The following is a 21396-nucleotide window of genomic DNA, read 5'->3' as shown; positions in this document are numbered from 1 at the left end:
GCGCGCGTGGTTCGCCGCTTCCGTGCGACGCCCATTCGGGTCGGGCATCGATCGCTGACGGCGGGAAGAGCGCGACCTCGATCGGGTTCGGGTGCGCCCGCCGTCGTCTCGCTCCCTTGAGTGATCGACGGAGCGGGCGATCATGACGCGGAATGCTGCAGATTCCTCGGAACGGGTCACGAGCGGGTGGAATCCCGTCGGCCTCGCCCGGAAACACCGGAGGCCGCCGGGAGTGGGGGGACTCCCGGCGGCCACCGGTGCGACGGAACGGTGCGGTTCCGTCTGGGCGCACACGATCGCGGCGGTTCGGGCCGCCGCGATCGGGTGCAGGTTCGACGCGTGCTGATCAGAAGGGGATCAGCGACGCCTCCTCGCGCTGTTCCGCCAGCATCCGACGACGGGTCGCGAACGCGGCTCCCGCACCCCAGATGAGGAGCGAGGCGAACAGCGCACCGGCAGGGGCGATGAGTTCGCTCGGGCCGGTCTGCGTCGCGCTGACCGACATCGACGTCTCGTCGGCACGGGTGTCCGCCTGTGCCGGCGCAGCGACGCCGACGAGGAGGGCGACCGCGAGGGCGGCGGGGACGGCGAGCGCGGTGACGCCGCGGACCAGGGACGGACGGGATCCTCGTTCGGGCGAGACTCCCAGGGCGGAGCTGTGCTTCATCTTCAGTTCATCCTTCGGGTGACCGCCGATGCGCACCACACGGATTCGGGTCCGTGCGGTGGCCCTCAGTGGCTTCGGGTGCCGGGAGGGATTCGGGTTCAGCGGCGGAGCATCGCTCCGGTACAAAGTATGCCGGTCCGTGTCGGCACTTTGGGGGACCAGGACCGCAATTGAGGGAATCTTGAGGTGTTCCTGAGGAAGCGATAGGGGCATCCCTCGGAACCACCCGCGGACGGGGGACAACCCGGTCGACGTCAGTCGAAGGACACGTGCTGCATGACCCACGCGTGCATCGCGACGGCCGCCGCAGCGGAGGCGTTGATCGATCTCGTCGAGCCGAACTGCGTGATCTCGAGCACCGCATCGGCCGCCGCGATCGCCTCCGACGACAGGCCGGGACCCTCCTGTCCGAACAGCAGGATGCAGCGCTCGGGGAGGCGGGTGGTCTCGATCGGGACCGAGCCGGGGACGTTGTCGATCGCGATGATCGGCAGTCCCGCGTCGCGCGCCCAGGCGACGAGGCCCGCGACGTCGGCGTGGTACTCGACGTGCTGGTAGCGGTCGGTGACCATCGCCCCGCGCTTGTTCCAGCGACGACGACCGACGATGTGGACGGTGTCGGCGGCGAACGCGTTGGCGGTGCGCACGATCGACCCGATGTTCATGTCGTGCTGCCAGTTCTCGATGGCGACGTGGAACGGGTGCCGGTGCTCGTCGATGTCGGCGACGATGGCCTCCATCGTCCAGTAGCGGTACCGGTCGACGACGTTCCGTGCATCGCCGTCGCGGAGGAGCTCCTCGTCGTACCAGGGCTCCTCGGGCCAGTCCCCCTGCCACGGGCCGACGCCACCCTGGCTCGCGGACGCCGCGGGATCGACCGGGTGGGCGGCCGGATCTTCCTGGCTGGGCGGGGTCTCTGGCACCAGCCAACCCTACCCGCGCCGTGCCACACTGGAGATCCGGGCCCGACGCCGCGCCACCCCATGAGGCGCGCCGCACCACCGGCCCGCTCGAACCACCTGGAGGAACGCATGTCACGTCGCGACGAGGTCGAGTGCTGGCTCACCGACATGGACGGAGTGCTCGTCCACGAGAACCACGCCCTCCCCGGCGCAGCCGCGCTCCTGCAGCAGTGGCAGGACCAGCGGACGCCCTTCCTGGTGCTCACCAACAACTCGATCTTCACCCCACGCGACCTGAGTGCCCGCCTGCGCGCCTCCGGCCTGGACGTGCCGGAGGAGTTCATCTGGACCTCCGCCCTCGCCACGGCGGCCTTCCTCGCCGAGCAGGAGCCGGGTGGCTCGGCGTTCGTCATCGGCGAGGCCGGGATCACCACCGCCATCCACGAGGCCGGCTTCACGATGACGGAGACGAACCCCGACTACGTCGTCGTCGGTGAGACCCGCAACTACTCGTTCGAGGCCATCACGAAGGCGATCCGCCTGATCGCCGGCGGCGCCCGGTTCATCGTCACGAACCCGGACGCCACCGGACCGAGCAAGGACGGCCCGCTACCGGCGACCGGCGCGATCGCGGCGCTCATCACGAAGGCGACCGGCATGGAGCCGTACGTGGTCGGCAAGCCCAACCCGATGATGTTCCGTTCCGCCCTCAACAAGATCGGCGCGCACTCGGAGAACACGGGCATGATCGGCGACCGCATGGACACCGACATCGTCGCGGGCATCGAGGCGGGTCTCCACACGATCCTCGTCCTCACGGGCATCAGCGACGAGGCCGAGATCAACCGCTACCCGTTCCGGCCGAACGAGATCCTCAGCGGCGTCATCGACCTCGTGACCGACCCCGTCGAGGTCGAGATCTAGTCCTGCCCCTCCCGCAGCCACACCGACCCGCTCCCCCAGCTTCGAGGATCGCCCATGCGCGCCGTCGTCTACGACCAGTTCAGCACCGAGCCGACCGTCCGGGAGGTCCCGGATCCGCAGCCCTCCGACGCCGGCGTGGTCGTGCGGGTGGAGACGACCGGCCTGTGCCGGAGCGACGCGCACGGCTGGCTCGGCCACGACGACGGGATCGCCCTCCCGCAGGTGCCCGGTCATGAGCTCGTCGGACGCGTCCACGCCGTCGGCCCGCTGGTCGAACGGTTCCAGGTGGGCGACCGCGTCACCGTCCCGTTCGTGTGCGCCTGCGGGCGCTGTGCCGAATGCCTCGCCGGGAACGGGCAGGTCTGCCCGAACCAGACGCAGCCCGGCTTCACGCACTGGGGGTCGTACGCCGAACTGGTCGCCCTGCACGATGCGGACGTCAACCTCATCCCGGTACCGGAGTCGCTCGACGCGGGCGCCGCGGCCCTCCTCGGCTGCCGGTTCGCGACGGCGTTCCGCGGGCTCGTGCACCGGGCGGCGCTGCGCAGCGGTGAGCGCCTCCTCGTCATCGGCTGCGGTGGCGTCGGGCTGAGTGCCGCGATGATCGGGGTGGCCCTGGGTGCCGAGGTCGTCGCCGTCGACATCGACGCCGCAGCCCTCGCACGCGCCAGGTCGATCGGCGTCACGCACACGATCGACTCGAGCGGGCTCGACGAGGCCGCCGTGCTCGCGCGCATCGCCGAGGTCAGCCCGGGCGGTGTCCAGGTCTCGGTCGAGGCCCTCGGTCGGGAGTCCACGATGCGGCTGAGTCTCCTGGCGCTCGCACCCCTGGGACGCCAGGTGCAGATCGGGCTGTTCTCCTCCGAGCCGACGCTCCCGATGCCGCGGATCATCGCCCAGGAGCTCTCCCTGCACGGCAGCCACGGTATGCCGGCATCCGACTACCGCGAGCTGCTCGACCTCGTCGCGAGCGGCGCGCTGCGCCCGCAGGACCTCATCGAGCACCGCATCGGCCTGGACGAGGCACCGTCGGCGCTCGTCGCCCTCGCGTCGGGCGACCGGTCGACGGGCGTCACGGTCATCGACGTCGCCTGAGCGGGGTGGCGGCAGCGGCCGCACTCATCCTGCCCGTCCGGCGCCGGCGCTGCGCTCGGCGGGCGAGGGTCAGGCGGAACCCTCTTCGGACGGACTCGAGGAGAGGGACGATGCCGTCGGCTGCAGGGTGACTCCCGCCGCACCGGCCGCACCCGCGGCGTTCGCCGCACCGACGAGGGTCCCGAAGTAGAACGCGAGGAGCAGGAGGACCGCCGCACCGAGCCCGACGACCGCCCAGAGGAGCGCCTTCGGGATGCTCTGGTCGAGCGGTTCGCCCCGATACTCGGGAAGGTCGCGATCCGGGACCGACGTCGGCGTGGCGGGCTGCTCCGTCGGGGATGGTGCGGTCGTGGGCTGCGGCGGCAGGGAGGCACCGACGATCCCCGCGGCCGCGGCCGGGGTCACGAAGCCGTTCGAGCCGTCGAGCTCCGGGAAGGCGACCGTCTCACCGGGCAGCGCGGCAGGGGCCGTCTGCACGGGGTGCGTGGCCGGGCCCTGCGACGGGACGGCGGCGTGCGCGCCCATGGCCTGACCGTATGCGGGTGCCGGACCGGCTCCGTGCTCGCCTGCGGTGACCTCGTCCGAGCCGTCGTCGTCGTTGCGCTCGACCAGGTCCGTCACGTCCTCGGCGCCCGGCGCCGTGGTCTCGGCGGGTGCTGGTTCCGGATCGGCGACGGCGTCCGTCTGCAGCGACCATCCGCCCTCGGCGGCGAAGGCGTCGGCGAGGGAATCGGACGATGCCGCTTCCGCCTCGGGGGTACTCGGCTGCTCAGCGGGTGTCGACGGTGCGAGCGGGGCAGTACCGTCCGTCGGTTCGGCATGGGACGGCGCACCGTCCGAGACCGGGACCTCAACCGTCTCGGTGTCGGGACCGACGTCGAACAGCGACTCGAGCCGCAGCTCCTCGCTGACGGGCTCCGGCTCGGTGGTGGCCGAGCTGTCGGTGACTTCGGCGTCAGGCGCATCGACGTCGGTGACTTCGGCGTCGGTGTCAGCGACGAAGGACGGCAGCGGCGTGGCGGCTGCCGCGGAGAGCGGGACCGCGTCGAACTGGACGATCTCCTCGTCGAACTCGTCGTCGAGTTCCTCCGGGTCGACCGCGAATCCGGCCGACTCGGCCGGCGGGGCGGTGTCGGTCGATGACGCGGGCGCGTCGATCGACGCATCCGCACCCTCGGTGTCGCCGGCTGTCCGCTCGTCGAGGTCGGCCGCGGGGCTCGTGCCCGCGGATCCGAGCACGCCGAGCGCTCCGAGTCCGCCGGCAGCCGCTGCGGCGTCGAGGCTGGCGTCGAGTCCGCCGAGCGACAGCGTCGGGAACAGGTCGACCGTGTCGTTCGCCGCGGGGATCACGGCAGGGGCGTCCGAGTCGGCGTCGCCGGTCGTGTCGTCACGCCAACTCGCGTACTCGTCACCCGGGCCGTCGACGAGCGGGCGACCGAGGGTCTCCGCGGCGAGGCCGGGAGCGAACGGCTGCACGTCTCCGGCGATGAACGCCGCATCGGGGACCTCGCCCTCGAGGGCGAGTTCCGACGGCGACGCTGCGCTGACCGCGGGTGCATCGGTGCCCTCCCACTGGACGGCGGGCACCGGGATCGGCTGCGTCGTGGGAGCGGCGTGCACGAGGGGGTCGAGTGCGTCGTTCGGAGCGAGGTCCCAGACGAAGGGCGCGCTCCCGAACGGGCTGACCGTCGGCTCGGGCTGCACGCCGTCGAGGGAGATGAGTTCGGTGATGGAGCGCTCGGCCTGGGGCGTCGGCGGGCCGAAGGCGGGCGGGACCTCGGAGGTCTCCGTCGCAGCGTCGTCCGTCGCCACAGCGTCAGAAGGGGTGTGGTCCACCAGGGCGTCGGTGTCGGCGGGTCCGTCCGTGGCCGCGGGCTCGGGGTCGACCGGGGACGGCTGGCCTACGGCCGCGCCGCCGAGGGCGGTGAACCCGGGGCCACCGAGGCTGTCGAACGGCCGTGTCTCGTCGAGCGGTTCGGCGGAAGCGTCCGGCACCGTCTCGGGCCACGGCACCTCGGCCGGTGAGCTCGGGGCGTCCGGCGTCGGCGCGGCGACGACCGTGTCCCAGCGGAACGGGGCGGCCGGCGTGACGGGTGCGGAGCTCGCAGTGGCGTCCGGTGCCGGTCCGGTGACCGTCTCGGGCTCGAGCGAGGCGGGCTGCGCGGCGAGGGAGTCATCGACGGTGTCGACCGGTCCAGAAGCGGCATCCGCGCTGACGGCGTCCGTGCGCGGCTCGGTCTCGATCGACCAGGGCTCCGCCGGGAGCGGGTCGGCGGCGGCGGGAGCCGCGTCCGTGAAGATCGGGTCGGCGGCGTCGGACGACTGCGCAGCGGGCGCCGTCTGGCTCGCGCCGAACGTCTCACCGAACGGCTCCGTGAGCCAGGCGAGCGGATCGGTCCGTGGGGCGGAGGTCGTGGCGTCGTCGGCGGTGGAGGCCTGGTCGGGGGCGGCGTCGGTGGAGCGGTCGCGGACCTCGACGGTCTCGCCACCGAGGACGTCGTCGCCGAAGGTCTCGGAGAGGCTCCAAGAGCCCTCCGGGAGGTCGTCGTCCGAGCCGGCGGCCGCCGGGGCCGAGCTCGGCTCGACCGGCTGCGCACCGAACGTCGCGGCGGGAGGCAGCGGCGCATCGACGGGCTGCGGCGCTGCCGGTTCGGCGTTCGGTGCCGTGTCGAAGCCGCTCGGGCGCGCCGGGGTGTCGGTCGACGGGGTCGCGTGCTCGGCGTCGACGGCCGCCCAGGCCTCGGGATCGTCCGCGGCCAGGGCCCGGGCCGTCGGCAGGGCCATCGTCGAGACGTCTTCCGCTGCCGGTTGCGCGTCGTCGTCGCTCGCGCCGAGACTCCAGGGTTCGTCGTCGACGGGCGGGAGGACGACCGGGTTGGTCGGTGCGGGACGGAAGGTCCCGGCAGGGGCGTGCTGGAGTACGGAATCGGTGTCGACCGTGAGCTCGTTGCGAGCCGGCGGGGTCGGAGCCGCGGGGGCCGGGGTCGGCGGGACGACGGGCAGCTCGAGGGCGTTCGGGTGCCGGAGCGCACCCGTCGACTCGGATGCAGGAGTGGACTCGGCGACCGGAGACGCGTCGGACACGGGCGTCCACGCGGGAGCGGGAGCCTGGTTCGACTCGGGTGCCGGCGTCCACGCGGGAGCGGGAGCGGGAGCCTGGTTCGACTCGGGCGCGGGCGTCCACGCGGAAGCGGGGGCCGACTCGGCCGGTGCGGGCGTCTCAGCCGGTACGGCGGTCGGGTCGGCGACGACGGGGGGCGCGGACGGTCGGTCGTCCTCGTCGTCCGGTTGGGTCTCGATCGCCTCCGTGTCGTCGGCGTCGAGCTGCGACAGGAGCCAGTCGGTTCCGTCCGCCGAATCGTCCGGCAGGCCGGAGCCGCCGCGGTCGGTCCCGTCGCCGGACATCAGGCGAGTCCCAGGTCTTCCAGGCCGATGGCGGCCAGGTACTGGTAGCCGGCTGCCTCGATGATCTCGCGGGCGCCGGTGGCGCGGTCGACGACGACGGCGACGGCGACGACCTCGGCGCCGATCTTCTCGAGCGCCTCGGCGGCCTTGAGCGGCGAGCCGCCCGTGGTCGAGGTGTCCTCGAGGACGATCACGCGCTTGCCCTGGAGGTCCGGACCCTCGACCTGCTTGCCGCGGCCGTGGTCCTTGGGCTCCTTACGGACGACGAACGCGTCGTACGTCAGGCCGCGTGCAGCGCCCTGGTGCAGGATCGCGGCGGCGACGGGGTCGGCTCCCATGGTGAGTCCGCCGACCGCGAAGACGTCGGGGACGTCGGCGATGAGGTCGATCATGACCTGACCGATGAGCGGCGCGACGCGGTGGTCGAGGCTCACCTTGCGGAGGTCGACGTAGTACGTCGCTTTCTTGCCGCTCGTCAGGGTGAAGTCACCGTGGAACACGGCTTCCGCCGAGATGTGGTCAATGAGCTGAGCTCGTGCGTCCGTCACGCCGACGAGTCTACAAGCTGTGACCCCCCTCGCCGCAGTCGCCCGGATGGGGGCATTCGATGTCCTCGACGCAGGAGAGCCCCGGCGTGTCGGGCTCGACTCGCCGGGGCTCGGTGCGGCCAGGCCGACACCGTCCTGCGATGGTGAGGCGGAGCCGGGGGTCAACGCGTCGGGCCGGACCCCGGCTGCTCAGGTGCATCGGTCGCGAGGAGTCCGGCTTCGGTCGCGCCACCGTAGCCCTCGGTCTCCGGGTCGCCGTGCAGACCACCGGAGACCGCGTACTCCTCCTCCGGCGACATGACGAGGCGGTGGCGCCCCCAGACCGCGAAGGCGACCAGCATCACGACGTAGACCACGACGATGGCGATGATCGCCGGCAGGAAGGTCGGGTTGAGGAGGAAGCCGACGAAGATGAGCGCGGCGATGACGGCCGCGATGACCGCGCCGGGCACGCCCCACGGGCTGAGGTAGGGGCGCTTCGCGTTCGGGAACTTCCTCCGGAGCAGCAGGAACGCGATCATCTGCATGAGGTACGCCAACACGGCGCCCCAGACGGCGATGTTGAGCACGATCGCCCCGGCGACGCCGCCCGACCCGCCGGCCGCTTCCACGATGAGGAGCGCCACAAACCCGATGAGGGCACCGGCCACGAGCGCGACCCACGGCGTCTGGCGCTTCCCCGTCAGGGAGAGGAAGCGCGGGTAGTACCCGGCGCGGGACAGCGAGTACATGTTGCGCCCGTAGGCGAACATGATCCCCTGCAGCGACGCGAGCAGACCGATCAGCGCGAACAGCGCGAGCACGGCGGCGGCACCGTCACCGACGATGGCCCGGAAGCCGTCGAGCAACGGTTCGCCCGCGGTCCCCGTCGCCTCGGCACCGATCACGCCGGTGTTGAGGAACAGGACGAGGAGACCCGTGACGATGAGTGTGCCCCGAGCCCAGAAGCCCGCCTTCGGGATGTCGCGCGCCGGGTTGTGGGACTCCTCCGCGGCGAGCGGCAGCTCCTCGATGCCGAGGAAGAACCACATGGCGAACGGCAGGGCGAACAGGATCGGGAGCACGCCGTGCGGCAGGAACTCCGTCTGCCCGGGGTCGGGGGCGATGTCGAACAGGTTCGCCCACGCGAACTGTCCGGAGAAGACCGCCATCGCCGAGAAGACGAGGAGGATGCCGATGGAGATGATCGAGACGACGATCGCGAAGCGGAAGGAGATGCTCGCGCCGGCGGAGTTCAACGCGATGAAGGCGATGTAGAGGATCGCCCACCAGACCGGTGACGGCATCGAGAAGCCGAGGAGTTCGCTCGTGATGGCGTCGGCGTAGGAGGCGGAGAAGTACACGATGACCGCGGTCGTGGCGACGTACTCGATCGTCTCGGCGAGTCCGGTGACGAAGCCGCCGAGCGGACCCATCGCCGCTCTCGCGAAGGAGTACGCACCGCCCGTGTGGGGCATGGCCGCCGCCATCTCCCCGATGGAGAAGATCATGCCGTAGTACATCGCCACGAGGATGATGAAGGCGATGAGCATGCCGCCGAACCCGGCGAAGTCGATGCCGAAGTTCCAGCCGGAGAAGTCGCCGGAGATGACCGCCGCGACGGCGAGGCCCCAGAGCCCCCACACGCCGGCGGATCGTTTCAAGCTGCGTTTCTCGAAGTAGCCCTCACCGGCCGCGGTGTAGGTCACCCCGGAGATCTTGCGCGTTTCGTTGGCCATCGACAGGTCCTGTTCGCTCGGGTTGCGCGCTCGTCGGGCCCGCACAACGTCCTCAGATCGGTTGGCCCGACTATAGGACCTGCAATGGTCGCATGTACATACCTTTGTGACAGATTCAGTCCGCAGAACTCCTTCGCGTCCCGGGGATGCTGTGATGTAATGGTCGAGTTCGCGACCTTTCAGTTCTCCGCCGCTGCAGAACCACCGACGGCGGGTCCCCGACCCACGAGGAGCTCCCATGCACCCACGTTCAGGAAACCTGACGCTCGAGGAGCTCACGACCGCGGTCGCGGCGAAGGAGATCGACACCGTCATCCTCGCCTTCACCGACATGCAGGGGCGGCTCGTGGGCAAGCGCGTCTCGGCACGGCTCTTCGTCGAGGACGTCGCCGAACACGGCGCCGAGTGCTGCAACTACCTCCTCGCCGTCGACGTGGAGATGAACACCGTCGACGGCTACGCGATGTCGAGCTGGGAGCGCGGCTACGGCGACATGGCGATGATCCCCGACTTCTCGACCCTCCGTCACGTGCCCTGGCTCCCGGGTACGGCCCTCGTCACCGCCGATCTGCAGTGGCTCGACGACGCCCCCGTGGTCGCCTCCCCCAGGCAGATCCTCATCGCCCAGCTCGAACGGCTCGCCGAACGCGGACTCGTCCCCTTCGTCGGCACGGAGCTCGAGTTCCTCGTGTTCGACGACACCTTCCGCGAGGCCTGGGCGAAGGACTACACGAAGCTGACCCCGGCGACCGACTACAACATCGACTACGCGATCCTCGCCTCCACCCGCATGGAGCCCCTGCTCCGCGACATCCGCAACGCGATGGACGGCGCGGGGATGTACTGCGAGGGCGTCAAGGGCGAGTGCAACCTCGGCCAGCAGGAGATCGCGTTCCGGTACGACCACGCCCTGGTCACCTGCGACAACCACTCCATCTACAAGAACGGCGCGAAGGAGATCGCGGACGCGCACGGCAAGAGCCTCACGTTCATGGCGAAGTTCGACGAGCGCGAGGGCAACAGCTGCCACATCCACATCAGTCTCCGCGGCGAGGACGGCTCGGCGGTCTTCGCGGACCCCGACGCCCCCGACGGCATGTCGAAGCTGTTCCGGCACTTCCTCGCCGGGCAGATCGCCGCCATGCGCGAACTGACGATGTTCTTCGCGCCCAACATCAACTCCTACAAGCGCTACGTCGACGGCAGCTTCGCCCCCACCGCGGTGGCCTGGGGTCACGACAACCGCACGTGCTCGTTGCGCGTCGTCGGCCGAGGCCTCGGGATGCGCGTCGAGAACCGGGTGCCGGGCGGCGACGTCAACCAGTACCTCGCGGTCGCCGCGCTCATCGCGGCCGGACTGCACGGGATCGAGAACGAACTGGAACTCGAGGAGGCGACGACCGGCAACGCCTACACGGGCGGCGCCCCACGCGTGCCGACGTCGTTGCGGGAGGCGGCGGAGCTGTTCTCCCAGTCGACGATCGCCCGCGAGGCCTTCGGTGACGAGGTCGTCGACCACTACCTCAACTTCGCGAAGGTGGAGCTCGCCGCCTTCGACGCGGCGGTGACGGACTGGGAACGGGTGCGCGGCTTTGAGCGCCTCTGACCAGGACGGCCACGAGGTGACCGCGGCGGCTTCGGAGGCGCCGGTCTCCAGTGCTCCGCTCATCGGCGTCACCACCTACCTGGAGCAGGCGCAGACCGGCGTGTGGGACGTGCCCGCCTCCTTCCTGCCCAAGGTCTACCTCGACGCGGTGACCGACGCCGGCGGGATCGTCGTCCTCCTCCCGCCGCAACCCGTGAACCGCGCGGTCGCGGCCTCCGTGCTCTCCCGCCTCGACGGGCTGATCGTCTCCGGCGGCGCCGACGTCGACCCCGGCCTGTACGGGCAGGCCGCCCATCCGCGTACCGGTCGACCCCGCACGGATCGGGATGCCTGGGAGGAGGCCCTGCTCACCGCGGCGATCGACGCCGAGCTGCCGTTCCTCGGCATCTGTCGCGGTGCGCAGCTCCTCAACGTCGCCCTCGGGGGGACGCTCATCCAGCACCTGCCCGACGTCGTCGGCGACGACTCGTTCCAGCCCGGCGAGGGCGTCTTCGGACCGAAGACCGTGGCGATCGACGCCGACTCGCGACTCGCCGCCCTGCTCCGGCAGGACGACGACGAGCTCGACGTGCACGTCTACCACCACCAGTCGATCGACCGCGTGGCCGACGGACTCGTCGTGACCGCCCGCACCGAAGAGGGCGTCATCGAGGCCGTCGAGCTGCCGGACGTGCCGTTCGGCCTCGCGGTGCAGTGGCACCCCGAGGAGGAGACCGCCGACCGACGCCTCTTCGCCGGCCTCGTCGACGCCGCCCGACGACACCGCGACGGCACCGACCGCACCCCCAGCACCACCGGCACCACCGACAGGAGCACCGCCCAGTGAGTCACACGATCCTGAACCCCGCGAACGAGCACGTCGTCACGACGGTCGAGCACCTCGACGTCGCCGAGACCGACGCCGCCATCACCCGCGCGGCCGTCGCCCAGCGCGCGTGGGCCGCGCTCGCACCGGTCGACCGGGCGCAGGCCCTCCGTCGGTTCGCCGACGCGGTCGACGCCGACCGCGAGCACCTCGCGAGCCTGGAGGTCGTCAACTCCGGGCACCCGATCACGCAGGCACGGTGGGAAGCCGGTCATGTGCGCGACGTGCTCGAGTACTATTCCGGATCCCCCGAGCGGCTCTTCGGCCAGCAGATCCCCGTCGCGGGCGGGATCGACCTGACCTTCCACGAACCGCTCGGTGTCATCGGCATCATCACCCCGTGGAACTTCCCCATGACGATCGCCGCCTGGGGCTTCGCACCCGCACTGGCGGCGGGGAATGCCGTCGTCCTGAAGCCGGCGGAGTGGACCCCGCTCACGAGCATCCGCCTCGGCGAGCTCGCGCTCGAATCCGGCCTCCCCGAGGGCCTGTTCCAGGTGCTCCCCGGCCGCGGATCGGTCGTCGGCGAACGGTTCGTCACGAACGAGACCGTGCGGAAGGTGGTGTTCACCGGCTCGACGGCCGTCGGCAAACGGATCATGGCTGGCGCCTCCGAGCAGGTGAAGCGGGTCACCCTCGAGCTCGGCGGCAAGAGCGCCAACATCGTGTTCGCCGACGCCGACCTCGAACGCGCGGCCGCGACCGCCCCGTACGGGGTGTTCGAGAACGCCGGCCAGGACTGCTGCGCCCGCAGCCGCATCCTCGTCCAACGCAGCGTCTACGAACGCTTCATGGAACTGCTCGAACCGGCCGTGCAGGGCGTCGTCGTCGGGGACCCGAACGACCCCGCGACGGAGATGGGCCCGCTCGTCTCGGCGCCGCACCTCGCGTCCGTCCGTTCCTACGTGCCCGACGACGCACCCGTCGCGTTCACGGGAAGCGCTCCGGACGGACCCGGGTACTGGTTCGCGCCGACCGTGCTCACGCCCGAGCGAGGAGATCGAACGGTCCGGGAGGAGATCTTCGGGCCGGTCGTCACGGTGCTCCCCTTCGAGGACGAGGCCGACGCGCTCACCCTCGCCAACGACACGGAGTACGGGCTGTCGGGATCGATCTGGACGCGCGACGTCGGACGCGCCCTCCGCGCGGCCCGCGCCGTCGAAGCGGGGAACCTGTCCGTCAACTCGCATTCCTCCGTGCGCTACTCCACCCCGTTCGGCGGGTTCAAGCAGTCCGGCCTCGGGCGCGAGCTCGGACCGGACGCGCCGCTCGCCTTCACCGAGACGAAGAACGTCTTCATCGCCACCGACTGACCCGCACCACCCCGTCCCCCGAGCACCACCCGCTCCCTGAGCACCACCCCCCGGTCCCTGAGCACCAACCCCGGTCCCTGAGCCTGTCGAAGGGCGGGCAGACAGAAAGAGCACCACATGACCATCACCCCCATCGACCTCACGCAGCGGCTCGCCGGGAAGGTCGCCGTCATCACGGGCGGCGCGAGCGGCATCGGCCTCGCCACCGCCAAGCGCTTCGCCGCGGAGGGCGCGGTCGTCGTCATCGGCGACCTCGACCCCACCAGCGGACAGGCGGCCGCCGAGCTCGTCGGCGGGCTCTTCGTCCAGGTCGACGTGACCGACCAGGCGCAGGTCGACCACCTCTTCGACACCGCCGCCGACACCTACGGCTCCGTCGACATCGCCTTCAACAACGCGGGCATCTCGCCGCCGGACGACGACTCCATCGAGACGACCGAGCTGCCGGCCTGGGAACGGGTGCAGGACGTCAACCTGAAGTCGGTCTACCTGTGCTCGCGCGCGGCGATCCGCCACATGGTGCGGCAGGGCAAGGGCTCGATCATCAACACGGCCTCGTTCGTCGCCGTGCTGGGCTCGGCGACCTCGCAGATCTCGTACACCGCCTCGAAGGGTGGCGTCCTCGCGATGAGCCGCGAGCTCGGCGTCCAGTTCGCCAGGCAGGGCATCCGGGTGAACGCGCTCTGCCCCGGCCCCGTGAACACCGCGCTGCTGCAGGAGCTCTTCGCGAAGGACCCGGTCCGCGCGCAACGGCGACTGGTCCACATCCCGATCGGCCGGTTCGCGGAGCCCGAGGAGCTCGCCGCCTCCGTCGCCTTCCTCGCCAGCGACGACTCGTCCTTCATCACCGGCTCGACCTTCCTCGTCGACGGCGGCATCTCCTCGGCCTACGTCACCCCGGAATGAGCTGACGACGTGCCCGGGCGGGGCGGCGACTCGCGGGAAATAGACTGATCCGATGAGCGAGACGCGCAAGGGGGACGACGGCACCGAGGTGCTGAGCGCGGAACTCCTCCTGCGCCCGGGCCGGGCCGGCAACGCGTTCGAGGAGACCGTGCAGCGGCTCCTACAGTCGATCCGCCTCGGGCTCATCGAACCCGGTGGGCGCCTGCCCGCCGAACGCGACCTCGCCGCCATGCAGGGGGTCAGTCGTGACACCGTCCGGGACGCGATCGCCGCGCTCACCGAGGCGGGCTACCTCACCTCGCGCCGTGGACGCTACGGCGGCACCTTCGTCATGGACGAGCTGCCCGACGACGACCCCGTCGGCGGGCGCGGAACCGACGAGGGTGCACGCGTCGCAGTCTCGGCCGCCCGGATCGAGGACACCCTCGTCCTCCGCAGCATCCTCGAGGTCGGGGCTGCCCGCGAGGCTGCGCAGTGCAAGCTCTCGGGCGTCGACCGCGAACGCCTCTGGCAGGCGCTCGGCGAGTGCCGCGACGCCGCCCCGGCCGACTACCGCCGCCACGACTCCCGACTGCACCTGCTCATCGCCGAGCTCGTCGGTGCGCCGAGCCTGCTGCCGCTCGTGGCCGAGTCACGCATGCGCGTCAACGAACTGCTGAACGGGATCCCGCTGCTGGCCGTGAACATCGCCCACTCCGACGAGCAGCACGAGCGCATCGTCAAGGCGATCCTGCGCGGACATCCCGACGAGGCCGCTCAGGCCATGGCCGAGCACGTCGCCGGGTCCGAAGCACTGCTCCGCGGCTTCCTCGCCTGACCGGAGGACGGACCTTGCCTGACCGGCGGGCGGACATGGAACGACCTCCCGGCGACGGATCGCGAGGAGGTCGGATGCGCCGGACGTGCCGGCGGGTGCGAGGTCTCAGATGGACTTCGGGTAGGTGCGGGCCGGGATGGCACGGTAGCCGTCGCGCTTGACGACGACGACGGAACCGACGGCTGCACTGGCAGCGAGGAGGGCGATGATGCCGAGGTAGATGGTCATGCTTCTATGAAACGCCCGATTCTGATGAAGGACAAGCTCACAATACTGCCGATACTCGGTAGCCTCGCTACATGGACGTGCGCCGACTCGATCTCCTCCGCGAACTCGCCGACCGCGGCACCGTGCACGCGGTCGCCGCGGCGACCCACCGGACGCCGTCGGCGGTCTCCCAGCAGCTCAAGGTGCTCGAGCGCGAGGCCGGCCTCCCTCTCACCGAGCGCCGCGGCCGCGGCCTCGTCCTGACCGATGCCGGCCGGGCGCTCGCCGCGAGTGCCACGGATGTCGCCGTCGCGATCGAGCGCGCGACGAGCGTGTGGGACGAATACCGCAACCACCCGACCGGCACGGTCACGCTCGCGACGTTCCCGACCTTCGGGCAGATGGTGGTCCCGGCGGCACTCCGCGCGCTCGAAGCCGTTCCCGGCCTGCGGGTCGAGGTGAGCGACCGCGACCCGGACCTGGAGGACTTCCCCGACCTCGCCGCCGACTTCGACATCGTCATCGCGCAGGCGATCAGCGGTGAGCGCACCTGGGTGCGTCGCGGCCTCCGGATCACGCAGCTGCTCGCCGAGCCCCTGGACGTCGTCCTGCCGGTCGGGCACCGGCTCAGCGGCCAGACGGTGCTGACGCCGGCGGACCTCGCGGACGAGTCCTGGATCGGCGTCCCGGTCGGCTACCCGCTCGACCGCCTGCTCCGCAGCATCGAGGCGGAGTCGGGTGCGGAGCTGCGCGTCGTGCAGCGGGTGAGCGACAACCGCATCGCGGAGGCGATGGTGGCGGCTGGACTCGGCATCGGGCTCCTCCCGCGGTTCACGGCGAGTGGTCCGGAGCGGGGCATCGTCCTCCGGCCGCTCGCCGGGCTCGACGCGACCCGGCGGATCGTCGCGCTGTCCCGCCCCGACCGCGCCGAGCGGCTCGCCGTGCGGACGGTCCTCGAGGCGATCCGCACCGAGGCGCGCTCGGTGGCCGCCTCGCACACCGCACCGGAGCCCGAGGAGCTCACCACCCCGCGCTGGGTGTGACCGTCCGGGCCGTGCTCAGTCGTCGGACGACGTCGCGGCGCTCCGCTCCCGGCGGTAGCGCTTCACGCCCTTCCAGATCGTGAAGCCGAGGGCGATGACGACACCGGCGATGACGACCTTCTGCAGGATGCCCGCGTACTCCTCGACGATGTGCCACTGCTCTCCGAGGAAGAACCCGGCGAGCACGAAGATGGTGTTCCAGATGCCACTGCCGGCCAGGGTGAGGAGGGCGAAGCGCAGGACCGGCATCCGTTCGACGCCCGCGGGGATGGAGATGAGGCTCCGGAAGATCGGCAGCATGCGCCCGAAGAACACCGCCTTCGAGCCGTGCTTCTGGAACCAGGCCTCCACCCGGTCGACGTCCTCGACGTGGACGAGGGGGACGCGCGCGACGAGGCGACGCATGCGGTCCCGCCCGAGGACGGCGCCGATCGCGTAGAGGGCGAGCGCTCCGACCACCGAGCCCGCGGTCGTCCAGACGAGGACTTCGACGAGACCGAGTTTGCCCTGGCTGGCGGCGAATCCGGCGAGCGGCAGGATGATCTCGCTCGGCAGCGGGGGGAACAGGTTCTCGAGCGCGATCGCGAGCGCGGCGCCCGGACCGCCGAGGGTCTCCATGAGTCCGACCGCCCATTCGGCGACGCCTCCGAGGGCGCTGTCGCCTCCGGTCGAGGCGGTGGACAGGCTGACCGTGGCGGCGGTGGACGTCGTCATCCCACCGACGCTACGCGACACCTGGTCGCTATCCCTGGGAACCTCCGCTCAATCGCCCACCTGTCGGTTCCACCGGACCGGCCCGTTCTCAGGACCTCGCCGGCGTGGCGGACCCTGCCACGGCCGACACGCCAAGGGTCTCCTGAGAAAGGAAACCGATAGCGTTGGGGCATGCGCATCGCCACCTGGAACGTCAACTCGATCCGTACCCGCGTCGGCCGCGTGGTCGACTGGCTCGTCCGCGAGGACGTCGACGTCCTCGCGATGCAGGAGCTCAAGTGCAAGCCCGAGCAGTTCCCGATGGAGGCCTTCACCAAGGCCGGCTACCAGGTGGAGCTGCACGGACTCAGCCAGTGGAACGGCGTCGGCATCGCCAGCCGCCTCCCGATGGAGGACGTGCAGATCGGGTTCCCCGACATGCCCGGCTTCGGCAAGCCACCGGCGAGCCTCGCCCTCGACGGCCCCGGCTTCGACGCCGACGGACTCCCACTCGAAGCGCGCGCGATCGGGGCCACCGTCGACGGCGTCCGTCTCTGGAGTCTGTACGTCCCGAACGGGCGCGCAGTCGGCGATCCCCACTACGACTACAAGCTGCGCTGGCTCGCCGCCCTCGAGGCCGACACCCGCACCTGGCTCGCCGAGAACCCCGAGCTGCCCCTGGCCCTCATGGGCGACTGGAACGTCGCACCGCTCGACTCCGACGTCGGCGACCCGAGCTTCGGGCCGGGCTCCACACACATCACCGCACCCGAACGGGCCGCCCTCGCCGCCTTCGTCGACGCCGGCCTGCAGGACACCGTTCGGCCGTTCGTCCCCGAGGGGTACACCTTCTGGGACTACAAGCAGCTCCGGTTCCCGCGCAACGAGGGTCTCCGGATCGACTTCATCTACGGCTCGCAGGCCTTCGCAGACCACGTCGTCGAAGCGTCGATCCACCGCAACGAGCGCAAGGGCGACAGCCCGAGCGACCACGTGCCCGTCGTCGTCGACCTCGACTTCTCGCTCACCGACGAGGAGAACGACGACGCACCGATGATCTTCGGCTGAGCCGTCGACCGGCTCCAGACGGGACACGTGGCGACCACGTGCCCGTCGTCGTCGACCTCGACTTCTCGCTCACCGACGAGGAGAACGACGACGCACCGATGATCTTCGGCTGAGCCACCCTCGGCTGAGCGACCGCGACCCGACGGGTCAGTCGACCATGACCCGGCGACGCCGGGTGAGGACGAGCGCCAACGCCCCGAGGCCGACCACGCCGGCGCCGATCACCGCCGGCAGCGCCGCGGCGACACCGGTGTCGGGCAACCGGGGCGCGGCACCCGCGGCCGGCTCGGCCATGACGACGCCGTCCGCGACCGTGACCTGACGCTGCAGGCTGTTCAGCCCCGTCGCCGGATCCCAGGTGCCGACGTTCGCCGTCTGCACCGCGTACCGGGAGTCGGCCGCGACCGTCTCGTGCGTGGCCGGGAGGGCGAGGGCGGTGTCGTACCGGCCGGCCGGCACGTCGGCGAGCGACGCCTGCAGCGTCACCGTCTCGCCGGCGGCCCAGGTGCGGGCATCAGAACCGAAGGGCACCTGCACGGTGCGCTCGGCGTTCGACAGGACGAGGTACGCGGGACGGCTGTTGTAGGGCGCGGCCCAACCGTCGTTGCGGATCGTGAGCGACAGGGTGCCCTCGGCGACCGAACTCCCCGTCATGACGAACCGGTACCCGAGGCGCTTCGCGGTCGTGTCGAGGTTCTCCTGGCCCCACGACTGCAGGACGTCCTGCAGGTAGTCCCAGTTGAGGTAGCTGAAGTTGTACCGCTCCATCTCCGCCGAGGCGGTCTCCCACTCGGAGCGCGGCGGGTTCACGTTGCAGGTCTCGCCGCCGACGGGCACCCAGTCGCTCTCCTGGGCGAGGTAGTCCTGGTCGAGGGTCAGCGGGTCGGAGAGGTAGGTGCCCCAGTCGTCGGGCGCGGCGAGGAAGCAGTCGTTGTGGTGACCGATGCGCGCGATGGCGCTGCCGTCGAACGCCTGCGCCTCGGTGATCGCCCCCTCGGTGCCGCTCGGGACCCCCAGGATGTTCTGTTTCATGCTCATCGTCCGCACCTGGATGGACCGGTCGGCCGGAACCGCCTCGAGCAGTGCGTCGACGACGGCACGCCGCTTCGCCCAGTCCTCGGCCGTGAGGACGCCCGGGTTCGCCGGATCGGCCGCGAAGTGGTCGGTGTAGTAGCCCTCACCCCAGAGCCCGACGAAGCCGGCCTGGACGACGGAGATGACGTCGGCGTTGTCCTGGAAGATCGGCGTCAGCTGCTCGATGTGCCCGAGCACGATGTCGAGCGGTGCGTCACCGTAGGGCGGCGTGTAGGGCCAGTCCCCGCCGGCCAGGTAGGCGAAGCGCGGGATGATCGAGATGCCCGCCTCGCGGGCGGCGTCGAAGTCCGCCTGGACGAGCGCGAGCCAGGCCGGGTCGAGCGTCGGCTCGGCGACGAACCGCTCCAGGTAGAACACGCGGACGAGCTCGGTGATGCCCTCCTCGCGGTAGGCGGCGAGCGTCGGGACGTCGAGCGGCGTGTAGCCCGGGCCGCCCGCCGTCCCCTCCGGGTAGTAGTGGGTGTTGTTCGTGTGGTCGAAGCCGCGCTCCGGGTTCGCGATGATCGCGTCGCTCGGCTCGTAGACGACGGTGTCGGCGGGTGTCGGGGCGGGTGCCTGCGCCGCGGCACTCAGCGGGGTGGCCACGGCGAGCCCGCAGGCGGCGAGGACGGCGAGGAGACGGAGACGACGGTTCACAGGAACTCCAACGGGATCCGGTGGTGCACGGAAGAGGTTGCCCACATCCTGCAGAACCGGATCCCGCGGTGCAAGGGAATGCTCGGAACCGGCACCAAGTGATCACTATCGCTTAGCGATTCACCTCGGATCGCCGACCGACCCTCGCTCGTGCGTACTCCTAGGAGCGTGGTGCGCCACCGCGCTTCCGCTTGTTGGCGTCGATCGCAGGCCGCTCGGCGACCACGGGCCAGGTGCCCGTGTGCCCCTCCCGGGCCTTCGCCGCCGCCAGGATCCTCGGCTTCGCGGCGAACCACCCGACGATGAGCATCGGGATGAGGATGATGAGGGAGGCGAGCACCCACCGCCCGGTCTCCGAGAAGCCCATCGTGACGAGGACGAACGCCAGGAAGGCCAACGTCAGGTAGGACGTGAACGGCGCGCCGAACAAGCGGAACGACGGCCGCTCGACCTTGCCCTGCTTCGCCCAACGCTGCAACTGGATCTGGCAGAGGATGATCGTCGCCCAGCCGCCGATGATGCCGATGGCCGAGATCTCGAGCACGATCTCGAACGCCTTCGACGGGTACAGGGCGTTCAGGAGGACGCCGAGCAGCGTGAGCGCCGCCGTCAGCAGGATGCCGCCGAACGGTACGCCGTTCTTGCTCATCTTCCCGGTGAACGCGGGCGCCGAACCGTTGACGGCCATCGAGCGGAGGATACGACCGGTGGAGTAGAGACCGGCGTTGAGGCTCGACAGGGCCGCCGTGAGGACGACGAAGTTCATGACCGAGGCCGAGATCGCGCCGGCCTGCTCGGAACCGATGTGCGAGAAGAAGGTGACGAACGGGCTCTCACCGGCCTGGTAGGCGGTGTACGGCAGGAGGAGCGACAGCAGCAGGACGGATCCGACGTAGAAGATCGCGATGCGGAAGATGACCGTGTTGACGGCCTTCGGCATGATCTTCTTCGGCTCGGCCGTCTCGCCCGCGGCGGTCCCGACGAGCTCGATCGCGGCGTACGCGAACACGACCCCGGAGATCGCGATCATCGGCGCGAACGCCCCGACGGGGAAGAGCCCGCCGTTGTCGCCGATCACCGAGAACCCGACGGCACCGATGTCGGTGCGACCGCCGAAGACGATGAAGCAGACGCCCACGATGAGGAAGACGACGAGCGCCGACACCTTGATGAGCGCGAACCAGAACTCCATCTCACCGAACAGCTTCACGGAGACGAGGTTGAGCGCGAGCACGATGACGAGGGCTCCGAGCGCGAAGACCCACTGTGGGAAGTCCTCGAGCTCCTTCCACCCGAAGAGCTTGCCGAAGGTCTTGATGTAGAGCGCGGCGGCGGTGACGTCGACGATCGAGGTCATGGCCCAGTTGAGGAAGTACAACCAGCCGGCGCCGAACGCCATCTTCTCGCCGTAGAACTCCCGGGCGTAGGAGATGAACGAGCCGGACGACGGGCGGTGCAGGACGAGCTCACCGAGCGCGCGCAGGATGAGGAACGCGAAGAAGCCGCAGAGTGCGTAGACGAGGATGAGCGCGGGGCCCGAGCTGTTCAGCCGACCACCGGCTCCGAGGAAGAGTCCCGTACCGATCGCACCACCGATGGCGATCATCTGGATCTGGCGCGGCTTGAGCGTCTTGTGGTACCCCTGCTCCTCGCTCGAGAAGTCCTGGACGGCGAGCATCTCGTCGCCGATCGTCTCGCGGGATGCGGCCCGATCGCCTGCGCGTTCGTGCCTGGGTGTCGTGCCGTCGGTCATGTCGTTCTCCTCGAATCACGGGCCGTTCGGGCTGCCGCCCATCGAGACGTCGGCTGGTATATCTCGAAGGCGCCCGCCCCACGTTAGTCGGGAACGTTCGCTTTTTTCGGCCACGGGTGTCCGTTCTTCTGAGGA

Annotated in this window: 18 protein-coding genes; 9 read left to right on the top strand and 9 right to left on the bottom strand. The window is 70.6% G+C overall.

What is annotated here, in order from left to right; translation table 11 throughout:
- Nucleotides 1–346: 346 nt before the first annotated feature.
- Both QRN26_RS09985 and QRN26_RS09980 read right to left on the bottom strand, forming a co-directional pair.
- Complete coding sequence (locus tag QRN26_RS09985; RefSeq protein ID WP_157579841.1) at nt 347–667, bottom strand: hypothetical protein; 321 nt, start codon at nt 665–667, stop codon at nt 347–349.
- A 254-nt stretch (nt 668–921) separates the two neighbouring features.
- Nucleotides 922–1590, bottom strand: coding sequence for a TrmH family RNA methyltransferase (locus tag QRN26_RS09980; protein ID WP_285036404.1), 669 nt, complete (start codon nt 1588–1590; stop codon nt 922–924).
- A 108-nt stretch (nt 1591–1698) separates the two neighbouring features.
- Here QRN26_RS09980 and QRN26_RS09975 point away from each other — a divergent pair, with 108 nt between their 5' ends.
- Both QRN26_RS09975 and QRN26_RS09970 read left to right on the top strand, forming a co-directional pair.
- Nucleotides 1699–2493, top strand: a complete 795-nt coding sequence (locus QRN26_RS09975) for an HAD-IIA family hydrolase (RefSeq protein ID WP_056008903.1) — start codon at nt 1699–1701, stop codon at nt 2491–2493.
- 54 nt (nt 2494–2547) lie between these two features.
- Complete coding sequence (locus tag QRN26_RS09970; RefSeq protein WP_285036403.1) at nt 2548–3588, top strand: zinc-dependent alcohol dehydrogenase family protein; 1041 nt, start codon at nt 2548–2550, stop codon at nt 3586–3588.
- A gap of 69 nt (nt 3589–3657) precedes the next feature.
- Here QRN26_RS09970 and QRN26_RS09965 read toward each other — a convergent pair whose 3' ends face one another.
- The 3 genes from QRN26_RS09965 to QRN26_RS09955 all read right to left on the bottom strand — a co-directional run bounded on the left by QRN26_RS09965 (nt 3658) and on the right by QRN26_RS09955 (nt 9259).
- A complete protein-coding gene (locus QRN26_RS09965) occupies nt 3658–6993 on the bottom strand; it encodes a hypothetical protein (protein ID WP_285036402.1) in 3336 nt (1111 codons plus the stop codon).
- The gene (gene pyrE, locus QRN26_RS09960; RefSeq protein WP_056008912.1) at nt 6993–7541 is read right to left on the bottom strand and encodes an orotate phosphoribosyltransferase; all 549 of its coding nucleotides are present in this window, start codon (nt 7539–7541) and stop codon (nt 6993–6995) included. The genes QRN26_RS09965 and pyrE overlap by 1 nt, the downstream gene beginning before the upstream one ends.
- Before the next feature lie 161 nt (nt 7542–7702).
- Entirely contained in the window at nt 7703–9259 is a 1557-nt protein-coding gene (locus tag QRN26_RS09955) for an amino acid permease (protein ID WP_285036401.1), read from the bottom strand.
- 238 nt (nt 9260–9497) lie between these two features.
- On the opposite strand from QRN26_RS09955, the gene QRN26_RS09950 reads away from it, so the two are divergent.
- The 5 genes from QRN26_RS09950 to QRN26_RS09930 all read left to right on the top strand — a co-directional run bounded on the left by QRN26_RS09950 (nt 9498) and on the right by QRN26_RS09930 (nt 14766).
- Entirely contained in the window at nt 9498–10865 is a 1368-nt protein-coding gene (locus QRN26_RS09950; protein WP_056008918.1) for a glutamine synthetase family protein, read from the top strand.
- On the top strand, nt 10852–11691 hold the full coding sequence (locus QRN26_RS09945) for a gamma-glutamyl-gamma-aminobutyrate hydrolase family protein (protein WP_350223917.1): 840 nt from the start codon (nt 10852–10854) through the stop codon (nt 11689–11691). The genes QRN26_RS09950 and QRN26_RS09945 overlap by 14 nt, the downstream gene beginning before the upstream one ends.
- Nucleotides 11688–13043, top strand: a complete 1356-nt coding sequence (locus QRN26_RS09940) for an aldehyde dehydrogenase family protein (protein WP_285036400.1) — start codon at nt 11688–11690, stop codon at nt 13041–13043. The genes QRN26_RS09945 and QRN26_RS09940 overlap by 4 nt, the downstream gene beginning before the upstream one ends.
- A gap of 117 nt (nt 13044–13160) precedes the next feature.
- On the top strand, nt 13161–13949 hold the full coding sequence (locus tag QRN26_RS09935; protein ID WP_200921041.1) for a 3-oxoacyl-ACP reductase: 789 nt from the start codon (nt 13161–13163) through the stop codon (nt 13947–13949).
- Between the two features lie 52 nt (nt 13950–14001).
- Nucleotides 14002–14766: a FadR/GntR family transcriptional regulator gene (locus QRN26_RS09930; RefSeq protein WP_056008928.1), complete on the top strand. Its 765-nt coding sequence runs from the start codon at nt 14002–14004 to the stop codon at nt 14764–14766.
- Between the two features lie 105 nt (nt 14767–14871).
- Here the strand turns inward: QRN26_RS09930 and QRN26_RS09925 are convergent, their stop codons facing one another.
- Nucleotides 14872–14994, bottom strand: a complete 123-nt coding sequence (locus QRN26_RS09925) for a hypothetical protein (RefSeq protein WP_255353622.1) — start codon at nt 14992–14994, stop codon at nt 14872–14874.
- A gap of 71 nt (nt 14995–15065) precedes the next feature.
- Between QRN26_RS09925 and QRN26_RS09920 the strand changes: the two genes are divergently transcribed.
- Entirely contained in the window at nt 15066–16016 is a 951-nt protein-coding gene (locus QRN26_RS09920; RefSeq protein ID WP_056779253.1) for a LysR family transcriptional regulator, read from the top strand.
- Between the two features lie 15 nt (nt 16017–16031).
- Here the strand turns inward: QRN26_RS09920 and QRN26_RS09915 are convergent, their stop codons facing one another.
- Nucleotides 16032–16730, bottom strand: a complete 699-nt coding sequence (locus tag QRN26_RS09915; RefSeq protein WP_285036399.1) for a DedA family protein — start codon at nt 16728–16730, stop codon at nt 16032–16034.
- Nucleotides 16731–16901: 171 nt separating this feature from the next.
- Here QRN26_RS09915 and QRN26_RS09910 point away from each other — a divergent pair, with 171 nt between their 5' ends.
- Nucleotides 16902–17777 carry an exodeoxyribonuclease III gene (locus QRN26_RS09910; protein ID WP_056008934.1) on the top strand — a complete coding sequence of 292 codons (876 nt, stop codon included), beginning with the start codon at nt 16902–16904 and terminating at the stop codon, nt 17775–17777.
- 147 nt (nt 17778–17924) lie between these two features.
- On the opposite strand, the gene QRN26_RS09905 is transcribed toward QRN26_RS09910, so the two are convergent.
- Together QRN26_RS09905 and QRN26_RS09900 are read right to left on the bottom strand one after the other, a co-directional pair.
- Nucleotides 17925–19508, bottom strand: coding sequence for a DUF4832 domain-containing protein (locus QRN26_RS09905; protein WP_285036398.1), 1584 nt, complete (start codon nt 19506–19508; stop codon nt 17925–17927).
- A 160-nt stretch (nt 19509–19668) separates the two neighbouring features.
- Entirely contained in the window at nt 19669–21261 is a 1593-nt protein-coding gene (locus QRN26_RS09900; RefSeq protein WP_502927380.1) for an amino acid permease, read from the bottom strand.
- Nucleotides 21262–21396: the final 135 nt, after the last annotated feature.

Origin of the sequence: Plantibacter sp. ME-Dv--P-095 (assembly GCF_030209365.1) — a bacterium.
GTDB lineage: Bacteria > Actinomycetota > Actinomycetes > Actinomycetales > Microbacteriaceae > Plantibacter.
Note: the sequence above shows the minus strand (reverse complement) of the source record. Positions and strands in the feature narration are given on the sequence as shown.

Coding starts and splice junctions, on each gene's coding strand:
- QRN26_RS09985 (WP_157579841.1), bottom strand. CDS start 667: ATGAAGCACAGCTCCGCCCTGGGAGTCTCGCCCGAACGAGGATCCCGT.
- QRN26_RS09975 (WP_056008903.1), top strand. CDS start 1,699: ATGTCACGTCGCGACGAGGTCGAGTGCTGGCTCACCGACATGGACGGA.
- QRN26_RS09970 (WP_285036403.1), top strand. CDS start 2,548: ATGCGCGCCGTCGTCTACGACCAGTTCAGCACCGAGCCGACCGTCCGG.
- QRN26_RS09965 (WP_285036402.1), bottom strand. CDS start 6,993: ATGTCCGGCGACGGGACCGACCGCGGCGGCTCCGGCCTGCCGGACGAT.
- QRN26_RS09955 (WP_285036401.1), bottom strand. CDS start 9,259: ATGGCCAACGAAACGCGCAAGATCTCCGGGGTGACCTACACCGCGGCC.
- QRN26_RS09950 (WP_056008918.1), top strand. CDS start 9,498: ATGCACCCACGTTCAGGAAACCTGACGCTCGAGGAGCTCACGACCGCG.
- QRN26_RS09935 (WP_200921041.1), top strand. CDS start 13,161: ATGACCATCACCCCCATCGACCTCACGCAGCGGCTCGCCGGGAAGGTC.
- QRN26_RS09930 (WP_056008928.1), top strand. CDS start 14,002: ATGAGCGAGACGCGCAAGGGGGACGACGGCACCGAGGTGCTGAGCGCG.
- QRN26_RS09925 (WP_255353622.1), bottom strand. CDS start 14,994: ATGACCATCTACCTCGGCATCATCGCCCTCCTCGCTGCCAGTGCAGCC.
- QRN26_RS09920 (WP_056779253.1), top strand. CDS start 15,066: ATGGACGTGCGCCGACTCGATCTCCTCCGCGAACTCGCCGACCGCGGC.
- QRN26_RS09915 (WP_285036399.1), bottom strand. CDS start 16,730: ATGACGACGTCCACCGCCGCCACGGTCAGCCTGTCCACCGCCTCGACC.
- QRN26_RS09910 (WP_056008934.1), top strand. CDS start 16,902: ATGCGCATCGCCACCTGGAACGTCAACTCGATCCGTACCCGCGTCGGC.
- QRN26_RS09900 (WP_502927380.1), bottom strand. CDS start 21,261: ATGACCGACGGCACGACACCCAGGCACGAACGCGCAGGCGATCGGGCC.